The 22,489-nt window shown below is 65.3% G+C and carries 24 protein-coding genes, 1 tRNA gene and 1 rRNA gene; 13 read left to right on the top strand and 13 right to left on the bottom strand.

The window, feature by feature from the left end; translation table 11 throughout:
* Window positions 1-11: 11 nt before the first annotated feature.
* From LK540_RS11905 to LK540_RS11890, 4 genes are all read right to left on the bottom strand, one after another.
* The gene (locus tag LK540_RS11905; RefSeq protein ID WP_229437516.1) at window positions 12-689 is read right to left on the bottom strand and encodes a type 1 glutamine amidotransferase domain-containing protein; all 678 of its coding nucleotides are present in this window, start codon (window positions 687-689) and stop codon (window positions 12-14) included.
* 25 nt (window positions 690-714) lie between these two features.
* On the bottom strand, window positions 715-1,746 hold the full coding sequence (locus LK540_RS11900) for an NADP-dependent oxidoreductase (protein WP_229437515.1): 1,032 nt from the start codon (window positions 1,744-1,746) through the stop codon (window positions 715-717).
* A gap of 344 nt (window positions 1,747-2,090) precedes the next feature.
* Complete coding sequence (locus LK540_RS11895) at window positions 2,091-2,453, bottom strand: DUF3140 domain-containing protein (protein ID WP_229437514.1); 363 nt, start codon at window positions 2,451-2,453, stop codon at window positions 2,091-2,093.
* A gap of 164 nt (window positions 2,454-2,617) precedes the next feature.
* Window positions 2,618-2,693 (bottom strand) — tRNA-Phe (locus LK540_RS11890).
* Window positions 2,694-2,812: 119 nt separating this feature from the next.
* Between LK540_RS11890 and LK540_RS11885 the strand changes: the two genes are divergently transcribed.
* From LK540_RS11885 to LK540_RS11865, 5 genes are all read left to right on the top strand, one after another.
* Complete coding sequence (locus LK540_RS11885; RefSeq protein ID WP_229437513.1) at window positions 2,813-4,063, top strand: FAD-dependent monooxygenase; 1,251 nt, start codon at window positions 2,813-2,815, stop codon at window positions 4,061-4,063.
* Between the two features lie 21 nt (window positions 4,064-4,084).
* Complete coding sequence (locus LK540_RS11880) at window positions 4,085-4,801, top strand: DsbC family protein (protein WP_229437784.1); 717 nt, start codon at window positions 4,085-4,087, stop codon at window positions 4,799-4,801.
* Between the two features lie 55 nt (window positions 4,802-4,856).
* Window positions 4,857-5,315, top strand: a complete 459-nt coding sequence (locus LK540_RS11875) for a (2Fe-2S)-binding protein (RefSeq protein WP_229437512.1) — start codon at window positions 4,857-4,859, stop codon at window positions 5,313-5,315.
* A complete protein-coding gene (locus LK540_RS11870) occupies window positions 5,312-5,929 on the top strand; it encodes an NTP transferase domain-containing protein (protein WP_374041355.1) in 618 nt (205 codons plus the stop codon). The genes LK540_RS11875 and LK540_RS11870 overlap by 4 nt, the downstream gene beginning before the upstream one ends.
* Before the next feature lie 67 nt (window positions 5,930-5,996).
* Window positions 5,997-7,937: a M61 family metallopeptidase gene (locus tag LK540_RS11865; protein WP_229437510.1), complete on the top strand. Its 1,941-nt coding sequence runs from the start codon at window positions 5,997-5,999 to the stop codon at window positions 7,935-7,937.
* Window positions 7,938-8,205: 268 nt separating this feature from the next.
* On the opposite strand, the gene LK540_RS11860 is transcribed toward LK540_RS11865, so the two are convergent.
* The 7 genes from LK540_RS11860 to rpe form a co-directional block, all read right to left on the bottom strand.
* A complete protein-coding gene (locus LK540_RS11860; RefSeq protein WP_229437509.1) occupies window positions 8,206-8,721 on the bottom strand; it encodes a TonB C-terminal domain-containing protein in 516 nt (171 codons plus the stop codon).
* Between the two features lies 1 nt (window position 8,722).
* Window positions 8,723-9,523, bottom strand: a complete 801-nt coding sequence (trpC, locus tag LK540_RS11855; protein WP_229437508.1) for an indole-3-glycerol phosphate synthase TrpC — start codon at window positions 9,521-9,523, stop codon at window positions 8,723-8,725.
* A 3-nt stretch (window positions 9,524-9,526) separates the two neighbouring features.
* Window positions 9,527-10,561 carry an anthranilate phosphoribosyltransferase gene (gene trpD / locus LK540_RS11850; RefSeq protein WP_229437507.1) on the bottom strand — a complete coding sequence of 345 codons (1,035 nt, stop codon included), beginning with the start codon at window positions 10,559-10,561 and terminating at the stop codon, window positions 9,527-9,529.
* A gap of 16 nt (window positions 10,562-10,577) precedes the next feature.
* Window positions 10,578-11,144, bottom strand: a complete 567-nt coding sequence (locus tag LK540_RS11845; RefSeq protein ID WP_229437506.1) for an aminodeoxychorismate/anthranilate synthase component II — start codon at window positions 11,142-11,144, stop codon at window positions 10,578-10,580.
* A 1-nt stretch (window position 11,145) separates the two neighbouring features.
* Window positions 11,146-12,642, bottom strand: coding sequence for an anthranilate synthase component I (gene trpE, locus LK540_RS11840; protein ID WP_229437505.1), 1,497 nt, complete (start codon window positions 12,640-12,642; stop codon window positions 11,146-11,148).
* Between the two features lie 201 nt (window positions 12,643-12,843).
* Window positions 12,844-13,536 (bottom strand): phosphoglycolate phosphatase, encoded by a 693-nt coding sequence (locus tag LK540_RS11835; protein ID WP_374041354.1) that lies wholly within the window; start codon window positions 13,534-13,536, stop codon window positions 12,844-12,846.
* Window positions 13,537-13,538: 2 nt separating this feature from the next.
* Window positions 13,539-14,210, bottom strand: a complete 672-nt coding sequence (rpe, locus tag LK540_RS11830; RefSeq protein ID WP_229437504.1) for a ribulose-phosphate 3-epimerase — start codon at window positions 14,208-14,210, stop codon at window positions 13,539-13,541.
* Window positions 14,211-14,393: 183 nt separating this feature from the next.
* Here rpe and apaG point away from each other — a divergent pair, with 183 nt between their 5' ends.
* Window positions 14,394-14,768 (top strand): Co2+/Mg2+ efflux protein ApaG, encoded by a 375-nt coding sequence (gene apaG, locus LK540_RS11825; RefSeq protein ID WP_229437503.1) that lies wholly within the window; start codon window positions 14,394-14,396, stop codon window positions 14,766-14,768.
* Between the two features lie 3 nt (window positions 14,769-14,771).
* Here apaG and LK540_RS11820 read toward each other — a convergent pair whose 3' ends face one another.
* On the bottom strand, window positions 14,772-14,924 hold the full coding sequence (locus LK540_RS11820; RefSeq protein WP_229437502.1) for a hypothetical protein: 153 nt from the start codon (window positions 14,922-14,924) through the stop codon (window positions 14,772-14,774).
* An 11-nt stretch (window positions 14,925-14,935) separates the two neighbouring features.
* Here LK540_RS11820 and LK540_RS11815 point away from each other — a divergent pair, with 11 nt between their 5' ends.
* The 4 genes from LK540_RS11815 (at window position 14,936) to LK540_RS11800 (ending at window position 17,957) form a co-directional block, all read left to right on the top strand.
* Window positions 14,936-16,159: a murein transglycosylase A gene (locus tag LK540_RS11815; RefSeq protein WP_229437501.1), complete on the top strand. Its 1,224-nt coding sequence runs from the start codon at window positions 14,936-14,938 to the stop codon at window positions 16,157-16,159.
* 102 nt (window positions 16,160-16,261) lie between these two features.
* Window positions 16,262-16,708: a hypothetical protein gene (locus LK540_RS11810; RefSeq protein WP_229437500.1), complete on the top strand. Its 447-nt coding sequence runs from the start codon at window positions 16,262-16,264 to the stop codon at window positions 16,706-16,708.
* Window positions 16,709-16,791: 83 nt separating this feature from the next.
* Window positions 16,792-17,145, top strand: coding sequence for a hypothetical protein (locus LK540_RS11805; RefSeq protein ID WP_229437499.1), 354 nt, complete (start codon window positions 16,792-16,794; stop codon window positions 17,143-17,145).
* Window positions 17,142-17,957, top strand: a complete 816-nt coding sequence (locus tag LK540_RS11800) for a DUF2145 domain-containing protein (RefSeq protein ID WP_229437498.1) — start codon at window positions 17,142-17,144, stop codon at window positions 17,955-17,957. The genes LK540_RS11805 and LK540_RS11800 overlap by 4 nt, the downstream gene beginning before the upstream one ends.
* A gap of 30 nt (window positions 17,958-17,987) precedes the next feature.
* Here the strand turns inward: LK540_RS11800 and LK540_RS11795 are convergent, their stop codons facing one another.
* Window positions 17,988-19,268 carry an MFS transporter gene (locus LK540_RS11795; RefSeq protein ID WP_229437497.1) on the bottom strand — a complete coding sequence of 427 codons (1,281 nt, stop codon included), beginning with the start codon at window positions 19,266-19,268 and terminating at the stop codon, window positions 17,988-17,990.
* Window positions 19,269-19,395: 127 nt separating this feature from the next.
* Here LK540_RS11795 and LK540_RS11790 point away from each other — a divergent pair, with 127 nt between their 5' ends.
* The 3 genes from LK540_RS11790 to LK540_RS11780 form a co-directional block, all read left to right on the top strand.
* On the top strand, window positions 19,396-20,172 hold the full coding sequence (locus LK540_RS11790) for an enoyl-CoA hydratase (RefSeq protein ID WP_229437496.1): 777 nt from the start codon (window positions 19,396-19,398) through the stop codon (window positions 20,170-20,172).
* A 5-nt stretch (window positions 20,173-20,177) separates the two neighbouring features.
* Window positions 20,178-21,725 (top strand): phospholipase D family protein, encoded by a 1,548-nt coding sequence (locus tag LK540_RS11785; RefSeq protein WP_229437495.1) that lies wholly within the window; start codon window positions 20,178-20,180, stop codon window positions 21,723-21,725.
* 427 nt (window positions 21,726-22,152) lie between these two features.
* Window positions 22,153-22,489, top strand: a 16S ribosomal RNA gene (locus LK540_RS11780); the annotation flags it as partial.

Below are 22,489 nucleotides of genomic sequence, written 5' to 3'. Positions count from 1 at the left end.
GAGGGTGCCGGCTAAGCCAGCAGCTTGAGCAGGGCCTGTGCGGCCTCTTCGGACGATGCCGGATTCTGGCCCGTGACCAGCTTGCCATCGGTCAGCACATACGATGCCCAGTCGGCGCCGCGCGCGTACTGGCCGCCGTGTTGCTTGAGCATGTCTTCGACCAGGAAAGGTACGACCTCGCTCAAGCCAACCGCCTCTTCTTCGGTGTTGGCGAAGCCGGTCACGCGCTTGCCCTTGACCAGCGGCTGGCCGTCGGCGCCCTTCACATGGCGCAGCACGCCGGGGGCGTGGCAGACCAGGGCAAGCGGCTTGCCGGCAGCGGCCATGGCTTCGATCAGCGCGATCGACGCCTTGTCCTCGGCCAGGTCCCACAGCGGACCATGCCCACCGGGATAGAAGACGGCGTCGAAATCCTCAGCCTTCACCTCGGCCAGCTTGCCGGTGGAGGCCAGCACCGCCTGGGCGTCGGCGTCGCTCTTGAAGCGCCGGGTGGCGTCGGTCTGGGCGTCCGGTGCGTCGCTCTTCGGGTCGAGCGGCGGCTGGCCGCCCTGGGGCGAGACCAGGGTGATATTGGCGCCCGCATCCTTCAGGGCGTAGTAGGGTGCGGCGAATTCCTCCAGCCAGAAGCCGGTCTGCTTGCCGGTATCGCCCAGTTCCGCATGCGACGTCAAGACCATCAGGATGTTCATGGAATACTCCGGTAAAAGGGCGCCGTCAGTCGGCGACGTGGATGATGAGCTTGCCGAAGTTCTTGCCTTCGAGCAGGCCGATGAATGCTTGCGGTGCGTTCTCCAGACCTTCCACGATGTCTTCGCGGAACTTGATCTTGCCCTCGTCGAGCCAGCTGCGCATCTGGTCGTGGAACTCGCCGTAGCGGGGGCCATAGTCGTCGAAGATGATGAAGCCCTGCATGCGGATGCGCTTGGTCAGGAGGGTGCGCGCCAGCAGGCCGAGACGGTCGGGACCGTCGGGCAGGCCGGTGGCGTTGTAGTCGGCGATCAGGCCGCAGACGGGAATACGCGCCTTGGTGTTGAGGAGGGGCAGCACGGCGTCGAACACGGCGCCGCCGACGTTTTCGAAATACACGTCGATGCCGTCCGGGCAGGCCGCGGCCAGTTGCGCGGCGAAGTCGGGCGCGCGGTGGTCGATGCAGGCGTCGAAGCCGAGCTCGTCCACGACATAGCGGCACTTGTCGGCGCCGCCGGCGATGCCGACCGCACGCGCGCCCTTGATCTTCGCGATCTGGCCGACGAGCGAGCCGACCGCGCCGCTGGCGGCGGCCACCACCACCGTCTCGCCCGGGCGCGGCTGGCCGATGTCGAGCAGGCCCATGTAAGCGGTAAAGCCCGGCATGCCGAGCACGCCGAGCGCGCGCGAGGCCAGCCGCGGATCATCGTCGAGCTTGTTCAAGCCGGCGCCGTCGGACAGCGCATAGTCCTGCCAGCCGCTGTAGCCCAGCACCAGCTGGCCGGCCTGGAAGTCCGGATGGCGCGATGCTTCCACACGCGAGACGGTGCCACCGACCATCACGGCGCCGAGCTCCACCGAGGCAGCGTAGGACTTGGCGGCGCTGATGCGCCCGCGCATGTAAGGGTCGAGCGACAGGTAGAGGGTGCGCAGCAGGACCTGCCCCTCCTGCGCTTGCGGCACCGGCGATTCAGTCAGGCGGAAGGTATCGGCGTCGGGTGCGCCGTGCGGGCGCTGCTGCAGCACCAGGGCGCGGTTCGTGGCGTTGGTTTGTGGCATGTTCGTTTCCTTCCTTGTGAGCGCGCGATATCGAGGGTAGGGCGGCTTATCGCTGCGGGGTGGCTACGCGCTTCGCCACATGGCGTTCATGTGGCTCCGCCGGGCTGGGGGATGAACGATCGCCTGGGCTGACCGTTCCTGCCTGCGTATTCTACTGACCCGGCCGTGGGCAAGGTGCACGCCATCGCTGGCCCGAAAACAAGAACGCCACCCGAAGGTGGCATCTTGTCGGGCATCGCTGCTGCATTCATGGTGGCGCGGAATCGCATCACCGGCATCAGGATGTTCAATCTCCTGCTGCGGCTGAAGAGGGCGAACAATGGCGCAAGGCTTCGATAGCAGGCTCACTTTTTCTCGGGATCGTGGCCCCAGTTCATCAGCGAATAGCGCCAATCGCTCGATGCCGGATCGCTCCTGGTCGGCCCCTGCGCCAGGTGGCGGTGGATGTATCCGACTACCTTGCGCATGTGCGCGATGTCGTCCGCGCTCAAGTCCTGGACGTGCCGGTGCAATAGTTCGACGATGCGGCGTCCGGACTGGTGCCCGGTCGATTCGCCATTCCCGTGCTTCTGGCCGACACGCTTCGAATCGTCGGTATCGAGCCATTTCTCCAGTTGGGCTGGCGTCATGTTCACCGCCTGCTTGAACTCCGCGACCGTCTCGCGCCGGGCTGCATCTTCATCATCGGTGCCTGCCTGTTTTGACATGCTCGCTCCATTGAATATTCGTCGGTAGACCAATTTTCAAAGTATCACGAACGCTGTTTTTCCTGGCGCACCAGAAACCGCTCGCTGCATGTGCCGGCCGAAAAACAAAAACGCCACCCGAAGGTGGCGTTTTTGTTTTCATTACTTTCGCAATGCTGAATTCTTGGTGGCCCGGGGCGGAATCGAACCACCGACACAAGGATTTTCAATCCTCTGCTCTACCAACTGAGCTACCAGGCCAAGAGAGGCATGATTATAGCCAGCGCCTCGCGGCTCTGCAAGTCCCACTTGCAACTTTCTTTTGACGCCAGGCCGGCGGCCGCGGTGTGTCGCGGTGATGCCGCTATATAATGCCTGGCATGACGACACCACATTCTTCCACTGCACAATCCCGCGTCAGCGATGTCTGCATCGTCGGCAATGGCGCCATTGCCAAGACCGCGGCCCTCGGTTTTGCCCAGGCCGGGCACAGCGTCACCCTGCTGGTGCCGGCGCCGCGCCTGGCGGACCAGGACGCCGCCCCGTCGTTCGCGCCGGGCACGGAACGGCCCTGGGACGTGCGCGTCTACGCCCTGAACCACACGGCACACGATGTGCTGTCGTCGTTGAAGGTCTGGGACGCGATGGACGGGGCGCGCATTGCGCCGGTCGATGCGATGGCGGTGAATGGCGATGGCAAGGAAAACGGCAAGCCCGGCGGCGCGCTCGGCTTCGACGCCTTTGGCGCGCATACCGGCGCCCTGGCCTGGATTGTCGAGGACAGCAATTTGAACCAGGCGCTGGATGCGGCCCTGAAGTTCGCGCACAACGTGCAGGTCGTCAGCGGCTGCGCCTCGCGCCTGACCTGCGGCCCGGAAGGCGCGCAGGTCGAGCTGGAAGACGGCCGCAGGCTCGACGCCAAGCTGGTGGTCGGCGCCGACGGCCGCGATTCCTGGGTACGCGGGCAGTGCGACATCGGCATCGATTACCGCTCCTACCACCAGCGCGCCATCGTCACCAATTTCGCCTGCGAAAAGCCGCACCACGGCGTGGCCCACCAGTGGTTCACCTGCAAGGATGGCATCGTGGCGCTGCTGCCGCTGCCGGGCAACAAGGTATCGCTGGTATGGTCGGCGCCGGAAACCCTGGCCGCGACCCTGATGGAAGAATCGCTCGGCGAGCTGGCGATCCGCCTCTGCGAATATGCCGACGAGCCGCTCGGCGCCCTGAAGCCGCTGCAGCCGGAAGCGGTGAAAGCGGTGCCGCTGGCGCTGGTGCGTCCGCATGCGCTGGTGGCGCCGCACGTGGCGCTGGTTGGCGACGCGGCGCACGCCGTGCATCCGCTGGCCGGACACGGCATGAACCTGGGCTTCGGCGACGTGGTCGACTTGCTACGCGTGATCGGCGAGCGCGAGGAGCACCGCGCGATCGGCAACGAGCGCGTGCTGGCGCGTTATGCGCGTGCGCGCAAGGAAGACGTGCTCCTGATGCAGCTGGCCACCGACGGCCTGGAGCGCCTGTTCGGCGCGAATCTCGAACCCGTGCGCGTGGTGCGCAACCTGGGCCTGGACTTGCTCGACAAGCTGCCCTTCGTGAAACGGCGCCTGATGGCCCATGCTATCGGCAAGTAATTTTCTAAGGAATTCAAAGTGATGTTAAAAACCAAGGTCGCCGTACTGCTGGCGACGGGCCTGATCGCGGGTTGCGTCGATGCCCAGAACACCGAAACGGCCATCCGCAAGAATATCGAGCCGCGCCTGGGCGGCGCCAAGATCGACTCGATCAAGGAAACGCCGTACAGCGGCCTGTACGAGCTGCGCGTCGGCGGCGACATCCTGTACACCGACAAGAAGGCCGAGTACCTGTTCATCGGCCAGGTGTTCGACGCCAAGAGCTCGAAGAACCTGACCCGCGAGCGCATCGACCAGCTGAACAAGGTCAAGTTCTCCGACCTGCCGCTGAACCTGGCGCTGAAGCAGGTGAAGGGCGACGGCAAGCGCGTGATCGCCGTGTTCGAGGACCCGAACTGCGGCTATTGCAAGCGCCTGCGCGCCACCACGCTGGCCCAGCTGGACAACGTGACCATCTACACCTTCATGTACAACATCCTGTCGCCGGATTCCTTCGAAAAATCGAAGAACATCTGGTGTTCGCCGAACCAGGTCAAGGCCTGGGACGACTGGATGATCAACGGCAAGGTGCCGACGGCCGCGCCAAGCAGCTGCGAAACCCCGAACGACAAGGTCGTGGAACTGGGCCACAAGCTGAACATCCAGGGCACGCCGGCGATCTTCTTCACCGATGGCAGCCGTATCCCGGGTGCGGTCGACCTGAAGACGCTGGAAGCGAAGCTGGAATCGCTGAACTAAACAATTGTTATGCGGGCTGAACAATTGTTTGGCCTGTGATCGGGAGCCGGGCGGCATGGTCCAACTCAACATCAACGGGCGCGACCTGCAGGTCGACGCCGATCCGTCCACGCCCATCCTCTGGGCCCTGCGCGACAACCTGGACCTGACCGGCACCAAGTTCGGCTGCGGCGCCGCCCTGTGCGGCGCCTGCACCGTGCACCTGGAAGGTTCGCCGATCCGCTCTTGCATCACGCCCATCTCGGCCGCCGCCGGGTTGAAGATCGCGACCATCGAAGCGATGGCCGGCGACCCGGTCGGCAAGGCCGTGCAGGATGCCTGGATACGCCACGACGTGCCGCAATGCGGCTACTGCCAGAGCGGGCAGGTGATGAGCGCCACCGCGCTGCTGCGCACCAACAAGGCGCCGAGCGACGCCGACATCGACAACGCCATGAGCGGGAACATTTGCCGCTGCGGCACCTACCAGCGCATACGCGCGGCCATCAAGGATGCCGCGCAGGCCCTTGCATGAATGGCGCTGCGAATTTGACTGCAAACGTGACTGCAAACGTGACTGCGAACGTGGCCGGGATCCTGCTGGCCGCGGGCAGGGGCCGGCGCTTCGATCCACTGGGCGAGCGCAACAAGCTGCTCCAGTTGCTGCCCGGTGGCGAGCCGGTGGTGGCGGCCAGTGCGCGTGCGCTTCTTGCTGTCGTGCCGCGCGTGATCGCCGTGGTGCCGCCGGCCGACGGCGGCGTCGCCGCTCTCCTGGGCGGGCTGGGTGTCGAGGTCACGCTCTGTCCCGAGGCCGACAGCGGCATGGCGGCGTCGCTCGTGCATGCCATCCGCCATTCGCTGCCCGCAGCCGATGCCTGGCTGGTGGCGCTGGGCGACATGCCTTTCGTTTCTCCCGCAACGATGCGGGCGCTGCTCGCTGCCCTGGCCGATGGCGCGGACATCGCGGCGCCGGTGCACGCAGGGCGGCGCGGCAACCCGGTGGCTTTCGGCGCCGCGCACCTGCCGGCGCTGCTGGCGCTGCAAGGGGAGCACGGCGCGCGTGCGCTGCTCAAGTCGATGCCGGTGCGCGAAGTCGAAGTCGGCGACCCCGGGATCTTCCGCGACATCGACACGCCGGCCGACCTCTAGCGCTTGCGGGTCCGGGCGCTGCCGAATCGTTTACACTATACGTATCCCGGCAGCCTTCCTTCGACCCATGAAAAAAACCGCCCAGCCCAAGAAGACCACCGCGCAGACCGCCGATCAAGCCGCTGATCGGCTCGTCCAGCAAGCCGCCGCGCAAACCATCCCGCAAACCACGGTGCAGCCAGCCAGGCGGACCGGCAAACCGGCAGCCAGGCAGAACGCCATCCAGTACAGCATCGTTCCCAAGGACCTGGCCGGCCACCTGTTCAACGTCACGGTGACGGTGCCCGCGCCCGCGCCGGATGGCCAGGTATTCGCCCTGCCGGCCTGGATCCCGGGCAGCTACATGATCCGCGAATTCGCGCGCAACATCGTGCGCATCCGCGCCGAGGCGAACGGCGCCGCCGTCGCGCTGGCCAAGCTCGACAAGCACTCCTGGCAGGCCGCGCCGGTCGAAGGTGCGCTGACCCTGCACTACGAAGTCTATGCCTGGGACCTGTCGGTGCGCGCCGCCCACCTCGACCAGACCCACGGCTTCTTCAACGGCACCAGCGTCTTCCTGCGCGTGGTCGGCCAGGAAGCGCAGGCGCACCAGGTCGACATCCAGCGTCCCGCAGACGCGGCCGCGAAGACCTGGCGCGTGGCTACCGCGATGAAGGAACTCGGCGCCAAGCGCTACGGCTTCGGCACCTACGTGGCCGGCGACTACGACGAATTGATCGACCACCCGGTGGAAATGGGCGACTTCGCGCTGGCCACCTTCAAGGCGCACGGCATCCCGCACGACATCGTCATCACCGGCCGCGTGCCGAACCTGGACATGGCGCGCCTGCAGGCCGACCTGAAGGCCATCTGCGAAACCCAGATCGCCTTCTTCGAGCCGGAGGCGAAAAAAGCGCCGCTCGACCGCTACGTGTTCATGACCATGGCCGTGGGCGACGGCTACGGCGGCCTCGAGCACCGCGCCTCGACCGCGCTGATCTGCGCACGCGCCGACTTGCCCTGCGTAGGCGGGCCGAAGTCGGGCGAACCGGGCGAGGGCTACCTGAAATTCCTGGGCCTGTGCAGCCACGAGTACTTCCACACCTGGAACGTCAAGCGCATCAAGCCGGCCGTGTTCGCGCCCTACGACCTGCAGGTGGAAAACTACACGCCGCTGTTGTGGCTGTTCGAAGGCTTTACCAGCTACTACGACGACCTGATGCTGGTACGCGCCGGGATCATCGGCGAGCCGACCTACTTCAAGCTGCTGGGGAAAACCGTCGGCAGCGTGCTGCGCGGCAGCGGCCGTACCAAGCAGAGCGTGGCCGATTCGAGTTTCGATGCCTGGAGCAAGTACTACCGCCAGGACGAGAACTCGCCGAACGCCATCATCAGCTACTACACCAAGGGTTCGCTGATTGCGCTTGCCTTCGACCTGACGATTCGCACCAAGACGAACGGACAGCGTTCGCTGGACGACATCATGCGCGCGCTGTGGCAGCGCTACGGGCGCGACTTCTACGCCGGCGCCGGCCGCGGCGTGACCGACCGCGAAGTGGAAGCGCTGTTCGACGAGGTCAGCGGCGTGAAGCTGCGCGGCTTGTTCGACAAGTACATTCGTGGGACGGAAGATCTGCCGCTGGCCAAGCTGTACGCGCCGCTGGGCGTCAAGCTGGTGGACGAGCGCAACAGCGGCAAGCCGTCGCTCGACGCCGGCATCGGCCGCGACCCGCTCGGCGCCAAGCTGACCCAGGTGCACGAGGGCGGCGCGGCGCATGGGGCGGGGTTGTCGGCGCTGGACATCGTGATTGCGATCGACGGACTGCGCGTGAACGGTAATCCGTCGAACGTGGATGCCTTGTTGTCGCGCTACCGTGTGGGCGACAAGGTGACGGTGCATGCGTTCCGGCGCGACGAGTTGATGGCGTTCGAGGTCACGCTGCAGGGCGACCGGGTGCCGGGCGTTACGCTGTCGACGGTTGCCGGCGTGCGCAAGGCGGGGACGATTGCGCGGCCGAGCGCGGTGTAATCCATCGGCGCCGCGGTGTTGATGCACACGCGGCTCGCGCACGAGTTGATACGCTAACCGTACGGTGGGCACTCCGTGCCCACGCGGAAGCCTGCATGACGTTGGCATTGTTAAAGCCGCGTGGCCCGCATTGTGACGCCGCATCCAAGAGCAGACGGCAACATTCAAACGAAGCCAACATGGTGCGACGTTCCGCGTGGGCACGGAGTGCCCACCGTACGGTTTTAGCCGCAGGTACAAAGGATATTTCGGGTTTTCACACAAACCATCACTGCGGGCCAGCGAGACTGCGCAACTGAAACCGATACTGGTCGTTGAACAAAAACGTCTCCGAAAACGTCAGCTTGCGCGAACTCCCCGCTAGCAGATGCACCGGCCTGGGCAGCGGCCCGCTACGCCGCATCGACGCCAGCGCCACCTGCGACGCATCCTCGTCGCGCGACCTCTGCACCTTCACCTCTTCCAATTCCCCATCGTCACGCACTGTGATGTTCAGCACCACGATGGCCGGCAGCATCGGCGGCAAGCGTCCGCTGAAGGTCTGCCCGCTGTTATGGCGCATCACGTGCTGCGCCACCTCGGCCTTGTACGCATCGAGCGTGCGCGAAGGCGGCGGCGCCGGCGCGTCGAGCGGTCCGGCAGGGCTGGGCGTAGAGGGAGAACCGGGAAGAATAGCCTCGACAAGTCGTCGGGCCGTGGAAGCAACGGGCTGGACCGTGCTGCATCCGCCCAGGGCTGCCAGTAGAAAAAGGAGAGCGGCCCTGATGCGGATGGAAGTGTTCATGTCAGTCGAATAATCGTCGCAATTCGTTGCCGGGATCGGGCGCCCGCATGAAGGCTTCGCCCACCAGGAAGGCATGCACGTTCGCCGCGCGCATGCGTTCAACATCGCCGCGCACCGCAATGCCGGACTCGGTGACCACCAGCCGCTCCGCCGGGATACGCGGCAGCAGATCGATGGTGGTATCGAGCGACACGGCAAACGTGCGCAGGTTGCGGTTGTTGATGCCCACGAGGCGCGTTTTCAGGCGCAGCGCCGCGGTCAACTCATCACCGTCATGTACTTCGACCAGCACGTCCATACCGAGTTCCTGCGCACATGCCTCCAACTCGGCCATCAGGCCATGATCCAGCGCAGAGACGATCAAGAGAATCGCGTCCGCGCCCATCGCACGGGCTTCGTACACCTGGTACATGTCGACGATGAAGTCCTTGCGGATCACCGGGATCTCGACCGCGGCGCGCGCCTGGCGCAGGTAATCCACTGAACCCTGGAAGAACTGCACGTCGGTCAGCACCGACAGGCAGGATGCGCCGCCTTCGGCATAGCTCTCGGCAATCTGCGCCGGACGGAAATCCGGCCGCAGCACGCCCTTCGAAGGCGAGGCCTTTTTCACCTCGGCGATCACACCGGCGCGCCCTTCGGCAATACTGCGGCGCAGGCTCGCCTCGAAGCCGCGGATGCCGGCGCGCAGTTCGCTATCGGACTCGACTTCGCGGCGCAGGCTCAGCAAATCGCGGTGCTTCTTGGCCGCCGCCACTTCATCGGCCTTTACGGCCAAAATCTTGTTCAGGATGTCGGACATGGATCAGCGTGCTCCCAGCTGGCGCGTGACGTTCACGAACTGCTCCAGCTTGGCCAACGCCGCGCCGCTTGCAATGGTCTCACGCGCTTTCGCCAGCCCTTCCTCGATCGAGGCGCACACGCCCGCCGCATACAGCGCGGTGCCGGCGTTCAGCGCCACGATGTCGTGCGCCGGCCCCGGTTCGCCGCGCAGCGCTTCCAGCACGCGCACCTTGGATTCCTCGGTGTTCGCCACTTTTAAATTGCGGCTCGAAACCATCTGCATACCGAAGTCTTCCGGATGGATTTCGTACTCGCGGATTTCGCCGTTCACCAGTTCACCGACCAGGGTGCCGGCGCCGAGCGAGACTTCATCCATGTTGTCGCGGCCCCAGACCACCAGCGCATGCTGGGCACCGAGGCGCTGCAGCACGCGCACCTGGATGCCGACCAGGTCGGGGTGGAACACGCCCATCAGGATGTTCGGCGCGCCGGCCGGGTTGGTCAGCGGCCCGAGGATGTTGAAGATGCTGCGCACGCCGAGTTCGCGGCGCACCGGCGCCACGTGCTTCATGGCCGCGTGGTGGTTCGGCGCGAACATGAAGCCGATGCCGGTCTGGGCGATCGATTGCGCGATCTGCTCGGGCTTCAAATCGATGTGGGCGCCGAGCGATTCGATCAAATCGGCGCTGCCCGAGGACGACGACACGCTGCGTCCGCCGTGCTTGGCCACGCGCGCACCGGCGGCGGCGGCCACGAACATCGAGGCGCTGGAGATATTGAAGGTATTCGCGCCGTCGCCACCGGTGCCGACGATGTCGAGCAGGCGGCTGGTGTCGGCCATCGGCACCTTGGTGGAAAATTCGCGCATGACCTGCGCGGCGGCGGTGATCTCGCCGATGGTTTCCTTCTTCACGCGCAGGCCCATGGTCAGGGCGGCCACCATGGTCGGCGACATCTCGCCGGCCATGATCTGGCGGAACAGGTGCAGCATCTCGTCGTGGAAGATCTCGCGGTGTTCGATACAGCGCAGCAGCGCTTCTTGTGGTGTGATCGGCATGGAGGTTCCAGTAGTGTTATGAGCGCTCGAGGAAGTTCTTCAGCAGCGCGTGGCCGTGCTCGGACAGGATCGATTCGGGGTGGAACTGCACGCCCTCGATGTCGAGCTCCTTGTGGCGCACGCCCATGATTTCGCCGTCGTCGGTCCAGGCCGTCACTTCCAGGCAGTCGGGCAGCGAGGCGCGCTCGATGGCTAGCGAGTGGTAGCGGATCACGGTGAACGGGCTTGGAATCCCCTTGAACACGCCGACGCCGGTATGCGCCACCAGCGAGGTCTTGCCGTGCATGACCTGCTTGGCGCGCACGATCTTGCCCCCAAAGGCTTCGCCGATGGCCTGGTGGCCGAGGCAGACGCCGAGGATCGGCAGCTTGCCGCCGAATTCCTTGATGACGTCGACCGACACGCCCGCATCGACCGGCGCTTTGGGCCCCGGCGAAATGCAGATGCGGTCGATCTGCATGTCCGCGATCTGTTCGATCGTGACTTCGTCGTTGCGTACGGTGCGCACTTCTTCACCCAGTTCGCCGAAGTACTGGACGATGTTGTAGGTGAAGGAATCGTAGTTGTCGATCATTAGCAGCATGTCAGAGCTCCCCATCCAGTCCGTCTTGCACCTGCTCGGCCGCACGCAGCACCGCGCGCGCCTTGTTTTCGGTTTCCTGCCATTCCATCTCGGGGATGGAATCGGCCACGATGCCGGCCGCCGCCTGCACGTAGAGGTTGCCGTCCTTGATCACGCCGGTGCGGATCGCGATCGCCACGTCCATTTCGCCGCCAAAACTCAGGTAGCCGCAGGCGCCGCCGTAGATGCCGCGCTTCACCGGCTCGAGTTCGTCGATGATTTCCATCGCCCGCACCTTCGGCGCACCGGTCAGCGTCCCGGCCGGGAAGGTGGCGCGCAGCACGTCCAGGTTGGACAGGCCTTCCTTCAGGCTGCCTTCGACGTTCGAGACGATGTGCTGCACGTGCGAGTATTTTTCGATGACCATGCGGTCGGTGACTTTCACGCTGCCGGTCTCGGCGATGCGGCCGATGTCGTTGCGCGCCAGGTCGATCAGCATCACGTGTTCCGCGATTTCCTTCGGGTCGGCCAGCAGTTCGACCGCCAGTTCGGCGTCGCGTTCCGGCGTCGATCCGCGCGGGCGGGTGCCGGCGATCGGGCGCAGCGTGACCTTGCGGTCGCCGCCTGGCGCGGTCTCGTTGCGCACCAGGATTTCCGGCGAGGCGCCGACAATCTGTATGTCGCCGAAGTTGTAGTAATACATGTAGGGCGAGGGATTCAGCGAACGCAGCGCGCGGTACAGCGACAGCGGCGAATCCACATATGGCTTGCGGATGCGCTGGCCGATCTGCACCTGCATCAGGTCGCCGGCCATCACGTATTCGTGGGCCCTGGCCACCGCCGCCAGGTAGTCCTCTTTACTGAAATCGCGCACCGCTTCGGTCCGCACCGAGCCGGTGGTGACGGGCACGTCGACGCTACGGCGCAGCATCACGCGCAGTTCCTTCAGGCGCTGGCGTGCCTTGACAAAGGCTTCCGGCTGCGCCGGGTCCGCGTACACGATCAGGTAGAGCTTGCCCGAGAGGTTGTCGATGACGGCCAGTTCTTCCGTCACCAGCAGCTGGATCTCCGGCAGGCCGAGGTCGTCCTTCGGCGCGCTGCCGGCGAGTTTGCGCTCGATGTGGCGCACCGTGTCGTAGCCGAAGTAGCCGGCCAGGCCGCCGCAGAAGCGCGGCATACCCGGGCGCAGCGCGACCTTGAAGCGCGCCTGGAATGCTTCGATGAAGTCGAGCGGGTTGCCTTCGTGCGTCTCCGTCACCACGCCGTTCGTGACGATCTCGACGAGGTTGCCCGTGGCGCGCAGCAGGGTCTTGGCCGGCAGGCCGATGAAGGAGTAGCGCCCGAAGCGCTCGCCGCCGACTACCGACTCCAGCAGGAAGGTGTTCTTGCCGGTGTTTTGCGACTGGGCCAGCTTCAGGTAGAGCGAGAGCGGCGTTTCCAGGTCGGCAAAGGCTTCGGCGATGAGCGGAATGCGGTTGTAGCCCTGGTTGGCCAGCGAGCGGAATTCGAGTTCGGTCATGTTCTTCTCCGGGCCGCCCGTATTGGAGGGAGGTGGGGCGGCGGTGGTTCAAAAAACCTGCCGGATGCGCGTGCAGCCGGCAGCAATCAATACAGGGTTAGTGAGCCCAGGATTGCCAGCGTCGCCACAGCCAGGCCTCAAGGGCGCCGGTCTGGTTGACAGTGTGTTTTTTGGTGAAGAACATGTATAGATAAGTGATGTTTAAGCGCCGTTGTGCGCACGAATCAGCTTCGCGGCATCCAGTAGCGAATTAACTATACCATCGGAATCGATCTCTTGAACAGGCCTTCCGTGGTTATAACCATATGGCACTGTGAGCACGAAGCAACGTGCAGCGCGCGCCGCTTCGGCATCGTTCGAGGAATCGCCGATCGCCACCACCTGCTGCGGCGGCAGGTCGAAGTCGCTGCAGACCTGCAGCAGCGGCAGCGGATCGGGCTTCTTTTTCGGGAGCGAATCGCCGCCGTAGACCAGCTCGAACCAGGGCGCCAGGCCCTTTTGCGCCAGCAGCGGCGTGGTGAAACTGATCGGCTTGTTGGTCACGCAGGCCAGGCGCAGGCCCATGTCGCGCAGGGCTTGCAGGCCTTCGATCACGCCGTCGAACAGTACGCTGCGCTCGCCGTTGATTGCGAGGTAGTGGCGCTGATAGGCGGCCATCGCTTCGTCGTAGACGGCGTCGATGCGGGCGGCGTCGAAGTCGAGCGCCAGCACGTCGCGGATCAGCTTTTCCGAACCCTTGCCGACCATCGGCTTGATCACGTCCTGCGTGATCGGCGCGAGCGAAAACTCGGCGCGCATGGCGTTCAGGGCCAGTTCGAAATCCGGCACCGTGTCGAGCATGGTGCCGTCCAGGTCGATGATGGCGGCGCGGATTGCCGCTGCACCCGGCTGCACGCTTACTTCCCGACCGTGGCCAGTTCGGCGCGCATGGCGTCGATCACGGCCTTGTAGTCGGGCTTGCCGAAGATGGCCGAGCCGGCGACGAAGGTGTCGGCGCCGGCAGCGGCGGCGGCGGCGATGTTCTCGGCCTTGATGCCGCCATCGACTTCCAGCATGATGTCGCGGCCGGATTCGTCGATCAGGCGGCGCGCGATCGCGATCTTCTTCAGCGCCTCAGGAATGAAGGATTGGCCGCCGAAGCCCGGGTTCACCGACATGATCAGGATCATGTCGATCTTGTCCATCACGTGTTCCAGGTAGTGCATCGGCGTGGCCGGGTTGAACACCAGGCCGGCCTTGCAGCCGTGGTCGCGGATCAGCTGCAGGGTGCGGTCGATGTGCTCCGACGCTTCCGGGTGGAAGGTGATGATGTTGGCGCCGGCCTTGGCGAAGTCGGGGATGATGCGGTCGACCGGTTTCACCATCAGGTGCACGTCGATCGGCACCTGCACGTGCGGACGGATCGCCTGGCAGACCAGCGGGCCGATCGTCAGGTTCGGCACGTAATGGTTGTCCATCACGTCGAAGTGGATGATGTCGGCGCCGGCCTCGACGACGTTGCGGACTTCCTCGCCCAGGCGGGCGAAATCGGCGGACAGGATGCTGGGAGCGATGCGGTAGGTGGTCATTGCGGTGACTGGTTGGTGGTCGGGAATCCGGCTATTTTACGCCGAGCCGGGTTTGCGCTGCGCAAGTGGACACGCAGACAGGCTTTTCCGCGGGCCTGTATGATTGTCGTTTTGCGCACATCCGCGCCGCCGCCAGGGCCGCGATATTCGCGCAGGCAACTAATAACGAAAAGAGGAAAGCCGATGTCCGCCTACGATTTCACCGTGACTGTCCGCACCCAGCACTTGCCGGAACAATCGAATCCGGAACGCGACAACTATGTGTTCTCTTATACGATCACGATCCGCAATACCGGCAGCGTGCCGGCCCAGCTGATCTCGCGCCACTGGGTGATCACCGACGCCAACAACCGCACCCAGGAAGTGTCGGGCCTGGGCGTGGTCGCGCACCAGCCGCTGCTGAAGCCGGGCGAGCAGTTCGAATACACCAGCGGCACCCAGCTGGCCACGCCGCAGGGCTCGATGCGCGGCGAATACTTCTGCGTGGCCGAGGATGGCCACCGCTTCGAGGTGGCGATTCCCGAATTCGTGCTGTCGCTGCCGCGCAGCCTGCACTGAGCCTTATGGTTTGTCCTGGCCCTGCTCGCGCGGCGGCTGGCTGTCGTCGCGCAGCGGACGCTTGCGCTCCTCCGGACGGCCCGAGAACATGGTCCACCACACGATAAACACCAGCAGGAACAAGGCCACGCCGGCTTCCAGCATCAAGATCCACATACTCTAGTCCCATGCAATCGATTCGCCGCCCTAGTGTACCTGCTTCAATTGCCCTCGTGGCCGTTCTTCTGGCAGCTTGCGGCACGGCGCCTGCGCCTGCGCCCGTACCGTCGCCTGAGTCATCGAAGCAGCCCGACATCGTGATGCCGCCGCCGGTGGGCCCGATTGGCATTCCTGCGCCCACCGAGCCGCCGCCACCGGTGCCGGCCATGACGCCGGTCTCCTTCGACGCCTTGCCGGGCTGGCGGCAGGACGACCTGCGCCAGGCCTGGCCGGCGTTCATGTCGTCCTGCCGCGTGCTGGCGAAGAAGGCGCAGTGGACGGCGCCGTGCGCGGCGGCCGCGCGCGTCGACGCGCGCGACAACGCGGCGATCCGCGTGTACTTTGAAACGTACTTCGTGCCGCAGCAGATGCGCACGCCCGACGGCGCCGACACCGGCCTGATCACCGGCTACTACGAACCCATGCTGCGCGGCTCGCGCAAGCGTGGCGGCGCCTTCCAGACGCCGCTGTACCGGGTGCCGGACGACCTGGTCACGGTCGACCTGGGCAGCGTGTATCCGAATCTGAAGAACATGCGCCTGCGTGGCCGCCTCGTCGGCAAGACCGTGGTGCCCTACGCCACCCGCGCTGAAATCGAGCGCGCGCCCCTGAAGGGCAAGGAGCTGGTCTGGGTCGACGATCCGGTCGAAGCCTTCTTCCTCGAGGTGCAGGGCTCGGGCCGCGTGCGGATCGACGAGACCGGCGAGACGGTGCGTATCGCTTTCGCCGACCAGAACGGGCACCCGTACAAGGTGATCGGGCGCTGGCTGGTGGAGCAGGGCGAGTTGCCGGCCGATGGCGTGTCGGCGCAGAGCATCAAGGCCTGGATTGCCGCCAATCCGGCGCGGCGCCAGGAACTCCTGAACGTCAACCCGAGCTATATCTTCTTCAAGGAAGAGCGCCTGCCGGATGCGTCGGTCGGGCCGAAGGGCGCGCTCGGCGTGCCGCTCACGCCGGAACGCTCGGTGGCGGTCGATCCATCGGTCGTGCCGCTGGGGGCGCCGCTGTTCCTGGCGACGACCCACCCGGCGGACGGAGCGCCGCTGCAGCGGCTGATGATGGCGCAGGACACCGGTGGCGCCATTCGCGGGCCGGTGCGGGCGGATTTCTTCTTCGGTTTCGGTGGAAATGCAGCGGAATATGCGGGGCGCATGAAAGCGCGTGGTGCGGTGTGGGTTTTATTGCCGAAATAGCAGGTTCGTGTTGCAGCGATGGCTGGTATCCGCTAAGGTTGCGTTACTATTAAACAACACTTGGCGGCATGCTCCATGCCGGCCCAGCCGATTGGATAGACCATGCGCACCTCACGCCGCTTTGCTCCCCTCCTTGCCCTGCTGCTCTCGGCCTCCGTCGCGGCGCCGGCGGCCGCCGATGCGGTGATTCCGTCCTGGGCCATCCCGTTCGTGGTGTCGCTCATGCCCTTCTATATGTCTTCCGAAGGCGCCAAGAACCTGTCCGAGAAAACGTCGGGCGACGTCGAGAAGAACAAGAAGTGGCAAGTCGCGGCAATGCGCCAGGAGGGCGACAAGACCGCGCTCACCTTGCGCAGCCAGGATGGCACGACCGACGTCGATACGATGGTGAGCAGCGCCGTCGCCCGCGCCCACGGCGTGCAGGTGAACGATACCCTGGACATCGAAACCATCGGCCAGGCCGGCTTCGCCCTCAAGAAAGCCGGCGCAACGGTGGGCGTCATGCTCCGTCCCGACACCGGTCTCGTGCATTCGCGCGTGCGCACCTGATGGGCCGGATGATGCGTGCAGCGCCTCTTGTCGCCTTGCTGCTTTCCGCCGTTATTGCAAGGCCGGCCGCCGCCGAGGCGGTCATGCCGGCCTGGGCCATGCTGTCGCTCGCACCCTCCCTGATATCTGCCGATGTCTCGGAGAGCCTGTCCAAGGCCATGCCGGGCGACGCCGGGAAGAACAGGCAGATGCAGGTCACCGCCATCCGCCAGCAGGGCGACCGGACCGCGCTGACCTTGCGCAGCAAGGATGGCGTGACACAGGTCGATACGCTGGTGAGCAGCGCCGCCGCCCGCGCGCAAGCCGTACAAGTGAACGACATGCTCGACATCGAAGCGATCGGCCAGACCGGCTTCGCCGTCAAGAAAGCCGGCGCCACACTGGTGGTGCTGGCCCGTCCCGACACCGGACTCGTGCACTCGAAGGCCCGCACGTGATCCTGCGCCGCCTGCTGCTGGCGGCGGTGCTCGCTTCGACGGCTGGCACCGCGCTGGCGGGGCGGCAGTGCGCAGTCCGCGAGATCGAACCCGAGAAGTCGCGCCTGAGCATGCAGCTCGGCGACGTGACGCGCGCAGCGCTCGGCACGATCGACGACGAGGTCGTGCTCATCGCGCGCGTCGGGCAAGACCTGGAAAAATACGGGCTGACCTATTCGCACATGGGGTTTGCCGTGCGCGAGCATCCGGCGGGAGCCTGGTCGGTCGTGCACAAGCTGAACCGCTGCGGCAGCACCGAGTCGGCGCTGTACGACGAAGGCCTGGTGAACTTTTTTGCCGATGCGCCGCACCGCTACCAGGCCGGCATCTGGCGCCTGGCGCCCGCGGCGCAGCGCCGCCTGAAGGCCGCACTGCTCGGCGAGGAAGCCAGGACTTTCCACCAGCCGCACTACAACGTGGTGGCCTATCCCTTCGACACGCGCTACCAGAATTCGAACGGCTGGGTGCTCGAGATGCTGGCCTTTGCCTATGCCGGGGAGGGCGAGGCGCCCGACCGCCCGGCCGCCCAGGCCTGGCTCAAGGCGCATGCGTACGTGCCGACCCAGGTCGAAGCCAACATCCTGACCCGCTTCGGCGCGCGCTTCGTCAACGCGCAGATCGTGTTCGACGACTTGCCGCCGGCCCTGCTGCGCGCAGGCCAAATCCAGGTCGTCACGGTCGATTCGGTGATCGCCTGGCTGCGCAGCCTGCCGGATGCCTGCCAGGCGCCGGGCTGCCCGGAGACGCGGTTGACGCTGCCGCCATCGACGTGAGCGGCCGCGCCGGCCGCTCTCCATCCCGAATCAGTCTTTTACGTCCCCCAGCCGGGTTGCGCAAACCGCGAAGGTGGCGAGCAGCAGGCCTCCCGCGGCGATGCACATCAGCCCGGCCCGCACGCTGAAGCGCTCGGCCAGCGCGCCCGCCGCCAGTGCGCCCAGGGGCGCCGTCGCCACCGTCAGCGCGCGCATCGTCGCCACCATCCGCCCCAGCATCGCATCCGGCGTCACGCGCTGGCGCAGCGCGATGTAGGGCACGAAGAACAGCGTCGCGCCGCAATCGAGCAGGAACACCACGACGGCGTAGGCGACGGCGCTGGCGAGCGTGCTGCCGAACAGGGTGGCGGGGATCGCCGGCATCAGCGCGTAGCCGAGCGCGCAGCTGCACAGGCCGACCAGGATCGCGCGCCCGGTGCCGTAGCGGTGCGAGAGCGGCTTGACCAGCACCGAGCCGGCCAGGATGCCGGCGCCGCCCAGCATCTGGGCCGTGCCCATCACGCCCGGCGCCATGCCCAGCACGCGCGTGGCGAACAGCACGTGCAGCGCCATGTAGCCGTAGAACAGGAAGTGCCAGGCGCCGGAAGTCCAGGCCAGGGTGCGCAGCACGCGCTGGTTCCAGACAAAGGCGAGGCCGTCGCGGATGTCGCGCAGCGGATGCGTGTGCGCCGGCGCCGGCTTCGGCTCGCGCGCGCGGATGCGCTTCAGGTTCGCCAGCGAGACCATGAAGCCGGCCACATTGCACAGGATTGCGATCGGCGCGCCCAGCAGCTGCACCATGGCGCCGGCCATGCCGGGCCCGATCAGGCGCGCGGCCGATTCGGTGGCGGCGAACTTGGCGTGGGCGTCGACCAGGCGCTCGCGCCCGACAACGAAGGTGAGGAAGACCTGCTCGGCGCTGCCGCCGATCACCAGGCCGGTGCCGAGCACGAAGCCGACCGCGTACAGCCAGTGGATGGTCAAGGCGTCGAACCACCATGCCAGGGGCACGCTGGCCAGGGCGGTGGCCACCATCGCGTCGCTGCACATCATGATCGGCAGGCGGCGGCAGCGTTCCAGTAGCACGCCCGAGGGCAGGCCGAACAGCAGGAAGGGGAGCGACTCGAGCGCGCCCAGGGTCCCCATCTGGGCCGGCGTCGCATGCAGCATGAGTACCGCGCAGATCGGCAGCGCGAGCAGGGTGATCTGGGCGCCGAACTGGGTGAGGGCGCTGGTCAGCCAGAGACGGCGAAAGTCGGCGTTGCGCAACAGGCCATCGCCGAGGCTGTTGCCAATGAGTCGCTGCAGGAGTTGACGGGGATGGAGGATCACGTGCACGCGCAAGACATGGCAGAGCCGGGAATGATACCGTCCTTTTTGGTCTGCGAAGGCGCTACAATCGCGGCAGTGAGTCACATAGATAAGTTACATCGATAAGTCATATTCTGGAGGAGAGCCCATGGAGTACGCAGACCTGCTGATCGAAAACCACGGCAAGGTGGTTGTCATTCGCCTTAACCGTCCAAAGGCGATGAACGCGCTGAACGACAACATGATGAACGAGCTGGGCCAGGCGCTGTACAAGTTCGACGCCGACCCGGCCGTGAACGTCATCGTCCTCACCGGCAGCGAAAAGGTCTTCGCGGCCGGCGCCGACATCGCGGCCATGGCCGAGTACACCTATGCCGACACCTACCCGGGCAACTACATCGGCCGCAACTGGGAGCACATCCTGAACGTGCGCAAACCGGTGATCGGCGTGGTGGCCGGCTATGCGCTGGGCGGCGGCTGCGAACTGGCGATGATGTGCGACTTCCTGATCGCCGCCGACAGCGCCAAGTTCGGCCAGCCGGAAATCAAGGTCGGCGTGACCCCGGGCGCCGGCGGCACCCAGCGCCTGCCGCGCGCCATCGGCAAGTCGAAGGCCATGGACATGCTGCTCACCGCGCGCATGATCGACGCTCTTGAAGCCGAGCGCACCGGCCTGGTGTCGCGCATCTTCCCGGCCGAGAAGCTGATGGAAGAAGCGCTGGCGGTGGCGAACACCATCGCCGAGATGCCGGTGTCGGTGGCCATGGCAATCAAGGATTCGGTGAACCGCGCGTATGAAACCACGCTGACCGAAGGCGTGCGCTACGAGCGCCGCTTCTTCCACGCCGCCTTCGGCACGCCGGCCCAGAAGGAAGGCATGTCCGCCTTCCTCGGCAAGCGCAAGGCGAATTTCGAAGGCATGTAATCGGCATGCGCGCGGCGCTGCGGATTGGGGCCGGCGTACTGGTTGTCGCTGCGGCGGCAACCTACGGCTGCACCTCGCTGCCGCCGCTGGGCGAGCGCACCGCCAGCGCAGCGCTGCTTGACACCGCCGGTACGCGGCTCGGCCAGGCCATCGCGCCGCTGGTTGCCGAGCATCCCGAACGCTCCGGCATCCATGCGCTATCGGACGGGCGCGATGCCTTTGCCGCCCGCGTGCTGCTGGCGCATGGCGCCGAGCGCAGTCTCGACGTCCAGTACTATATATGGCGCGACGATCTCACCGGCATCCTGATGCTGGACGCCCTGCGTAGCGCCGCGGCACGTGGCGTGCGCGTGCGCCTTCTCCTCGACGATAACAACACGGCCGGGCTGGACCCGGTGCTGGCGGCGCTCGACCGCGACCCGAACGTCGAGGTACGCCTGTTCAATCCCTTCGGTTCGCGCGGCTGGCGCAGCCTGGGCTACCTGACCGATTTCAGCCGGCTGAACCGGCGCATGCACAACAAATCCTTCACCGCCGATAACCAGGCGACGATCGTCGGCGGCCGGAACGTCGGCGACGAATACTTCGGCGTGGCCGGCGACATGCTGTTCGTCGACCTCGACGTGATAGCGGTGGGGCCGGTGGTGCACGAGGTGTCGCAGGATTTCGACCGCTACTGGAACAGCGCCTCGGCCTATCCGGTTGCAAGGCTGGTCGATGCGGCGGAAAGCGAACCACGCGAGGCGCTGGCCGCGCGCGCGGCGCAACTGCGTGCCAGGCCGGAGGCGCAGCGCTACCTGGAAGCGATCCGCACTTCTGCGTTCGTCGAGCAGCTGGCACAGCGCCGCCTGCCGCTGGAGTGGAGCAAGACCGAGCTGGTCAGCGACGACCCGGCCAAGGCGCTCGGCGAGGCGTCGCCGGATGCGCGCATGGTGGCCGACCTCGGCAAGCTGCTGGGCGAGCCGAAGCAGCAGGTCGATCTGGTGTCGCCGTATTTCGTGCCGAGTAAGCGGGCGGCGCAGGCATTGGTCGATATCGCCAGGCGCGGCGTGAAGGTGAGGGTGCTGACCAATTCGCTGGAGGCGACCGACGTCGCCGCCGTCCATGCGGGTTACGCGAAGTGGCGTCATGAACTGCTGCGTGCCGGCGTGTCTTTATATGAGTTGCGCCGCAGTTGGGGGCCGGAGCTGCCGGATGCCGGGCGTGGCCGTTTCGGCAGCTCGGCATCGAGCCTGCATGCCAAGACCTTCGGCGTCGACGGCCGCAGCGTGTTCGTCGGCTCCTTCAATATGGACCGGCGTTCGATCGACCTGAATACCGAGATGGGGTTTGTCATCGACAGCCCGGCCCTGGCGCAACGCCTGAGCCAGACCCTGGACGAAAGTATTCCGGAAACCGCCTATGAGGTGCGTCTCGACGGGCAGGGCAAGCTGTACTGGACCGAACGCAGCAACGGCAAGGTCGTGCGTTACGACCAGGAGCCGGGCACCACGGTCTGGAAGCGCGCCGGCGTGAAAGTGCTGTCGATCCTGCCGATCGACTGGCTGTTGTAAATAGTTCGCGGCAGGGTCTTGCGCAACTGCTCAGCCGTTTGCTATAGTTCGCCTCCGCTTCGGCGCTGCTGTAAAACGTCAACGAAATCAAGTAGTTGATCTTGCAACAGCGAACTCAGGAAACTGAGACGAAGCAAAGAAGGGGTTGACGAGAAACAGAAATTGCTTCATAATCTTCTTCCTCTGCTGCTGACGAACAAAACGATTCGCAGAACACAGCAGGCAGTACCGAATAAGTTCTTTAACAATTAACAGTCGATAAGTGTGGGCGTTTGATGAAGGTGCCGGCTGACTAGTTCAGCTGATTACTTAAATTATCAAATGTTCGCACAAAAGAAATACGTTATCTCAGCAATGAGATGACGGTCAGTATTTTGAGTGAGCGACACTTCGAAAGAAGTTGCCAGAAATGGCGAAAACAGAGATTGAACTGAAGAGTTTGATCCTGGCTCAGATTGAACGCTGGCGGCATGCTTTACACATGCAAGTCGAACGGCAGCGCGGGGCAACCTGGCGGCGAGTGGCGAACGGGTGAGTAATATATCGGAACGTACCCAAGAGTGGGGGATAACGTAGCGAAAGTTACGCTAATACCGCATACGATCTAAGGATGAAAGCGGGGGATCGCAAGACCTCGTGCTCCTGGAGCGGCCGATATCTGATTAGCTAGTTGGTGAGGTAAAGGCTCACCAAGGCGACGATCAGTAGCTGGTCTGAGAGGACGACCAGCCACACTGGAACTGAGACACGGTCCAGACTCCTAC

Source organism: Massilia sp. IC2-278 (genome assembly GCF_020708045.1).
In the GTDB taxonomy this organism is placed as follows: Bacteria; Pseudomonadota; Gammaproteobacteria; order Burkholderiales; family Burkholderiaceae_D; genus Telluria.
Note: the sequence above shows the minus strand (reverse complement) of the source record. Positions and strands in the feature narration are given on the sequence as shown.

Coding starts and splice junctions, on each gene's coding strand:
- apaG (WP_229437503.1), top strand. CDS start 14,394: ATGTCCGCCTACGATTTCACCGTGACTGTCCGCACCCAGCACTTGCCG.
- LK540_RS11820 (WP_229437502.1), bottom strand. CDS start 14,924: ATGTGGATCTTGATGCTGGAAGCCGGCGTGGCCTTGTTCCTGCTGGTG.
- LK540_RS11875 (WP_229437512.1), top strand. CDS start 4,857: ATGGTCCAACTCAACATCAACGGGCGCGACCTGCAGGTCGACGCCGAT.
- LK540_RS11885 (WP_229437513.1), top strand. CDS start 2,813: ATGACGACACCACATTCTTCCACTGCACAATCCCGCGTCAGCGATGTC.
- LK540_RS11860 (WP_229437509.1), bottom strand. CDS start 8,721: ATGAACACTTCCATCCGCATCAGGGCCGCTCTCCTTTTTCTACTGGCA.
- LK540_RS11870 (WP_374041355.1), top strand. CDS start 5,312: ATGAATGGCGCTGCGAATTTGACTGCAAACGTGACTGCAAACGTGACT.
- LK540_RS11895 (WP_229437514.1), bottom strand. CDS start 2,453: ATGTCAAAACAGGCAGGCACCGATGATGAAGATGCAGCCCGGCGCGAG.
- LK540_RS11815 (WP_229437501.1), top strand. CDS start 14,936: ATGCAATCGATTCGCCGCCCTAGTGTACCTGCTTCAATTGCCCTCGTG.
- LK540_RS11845 (WP_229437506.1), bottom strand. CDS start 11,144: ATGCTGCTAATGATCGACAACTACGATTCCTTCACCTACAACATCGTC.
- LK540_RS11785 (WP_229437495.1), top strand. CDS start 20,178: ATGCGCGCGGCGCTGCGGATTGGGGCCGGCGTACTGGTTGTCGCTGCG.
- LK540_RS11880 (WP_229437784.1), top strand. CDS start 4,085: ATGTTAAAAACCAAGGTCGCCGTACTGCTGGCGACGGGCCTGATCGCG.
- trpD (WP_229437507.1), bottom strand. CDS start 10,561: ATGCCGATCACACCACAAGAAGCGCTGCTGCGCTGTATCGAACACCGC.
- LK540_RS11790 (WP_229437496.1), top strand. CDS start 19,396: ATGGAGTACGCAGACCTGCTGATCGAAAACCACGGCAAGGTGGTTGTC.
- trpC (WP_229437508.1), bottom strand. CDS start 9,523: ATGTCCGACATCCTGAACAAGATTTTGGCCGTAAAGGCCGATGAAGTG.
- LK540_RS11810 (WP_229437500.1), top strand. CDS start 16,262: ATGCGCACCTCACGCCGCTTTGCTCCCCTCCTTGCCCTGCTGCTCTCG.
- LK540_RS11865 (WP_229437510.1), top strand. CDS start 5,997: ATGAAAAAAACCGCCCAGCCCAAGAAGACCACCGCGCAGACCGCCGAT.
- LK540_RS11905 (WP_229437516.1), bottom strand. CDS start 689: ATGAACATCCTGATGGTCTTGACGTCGCATGCGGAACTGGGCGATACC.
- LK540_RS11900 (WP_229437515.1), bottom strand. CDS start 1,746: ATGCCACAAACCAACGCCACGAACCGCGCCCTGGTGCTGCAGCAGCGC.
- rpe (WP_229437504.1), bottom strand. CDS start 14,210: ATGACCACCTACCGCATCGCTCCCAGCATCCTGTCCGCCGATTTCGCC.
- LK540_RS11805 (WP_229437499.1), top strand. CDS start 16,792: ATGCCGGCCTGGGCCATGCTGTCGCTCGCACCCTCCCTGATATCTGCC.
- trpE (WP_229437505.1), bottom strand. CDS start 12,642: ATGACCGAACTCGAATTCCGCTCGCTGGCCAACCAGGGCTACAACCGC.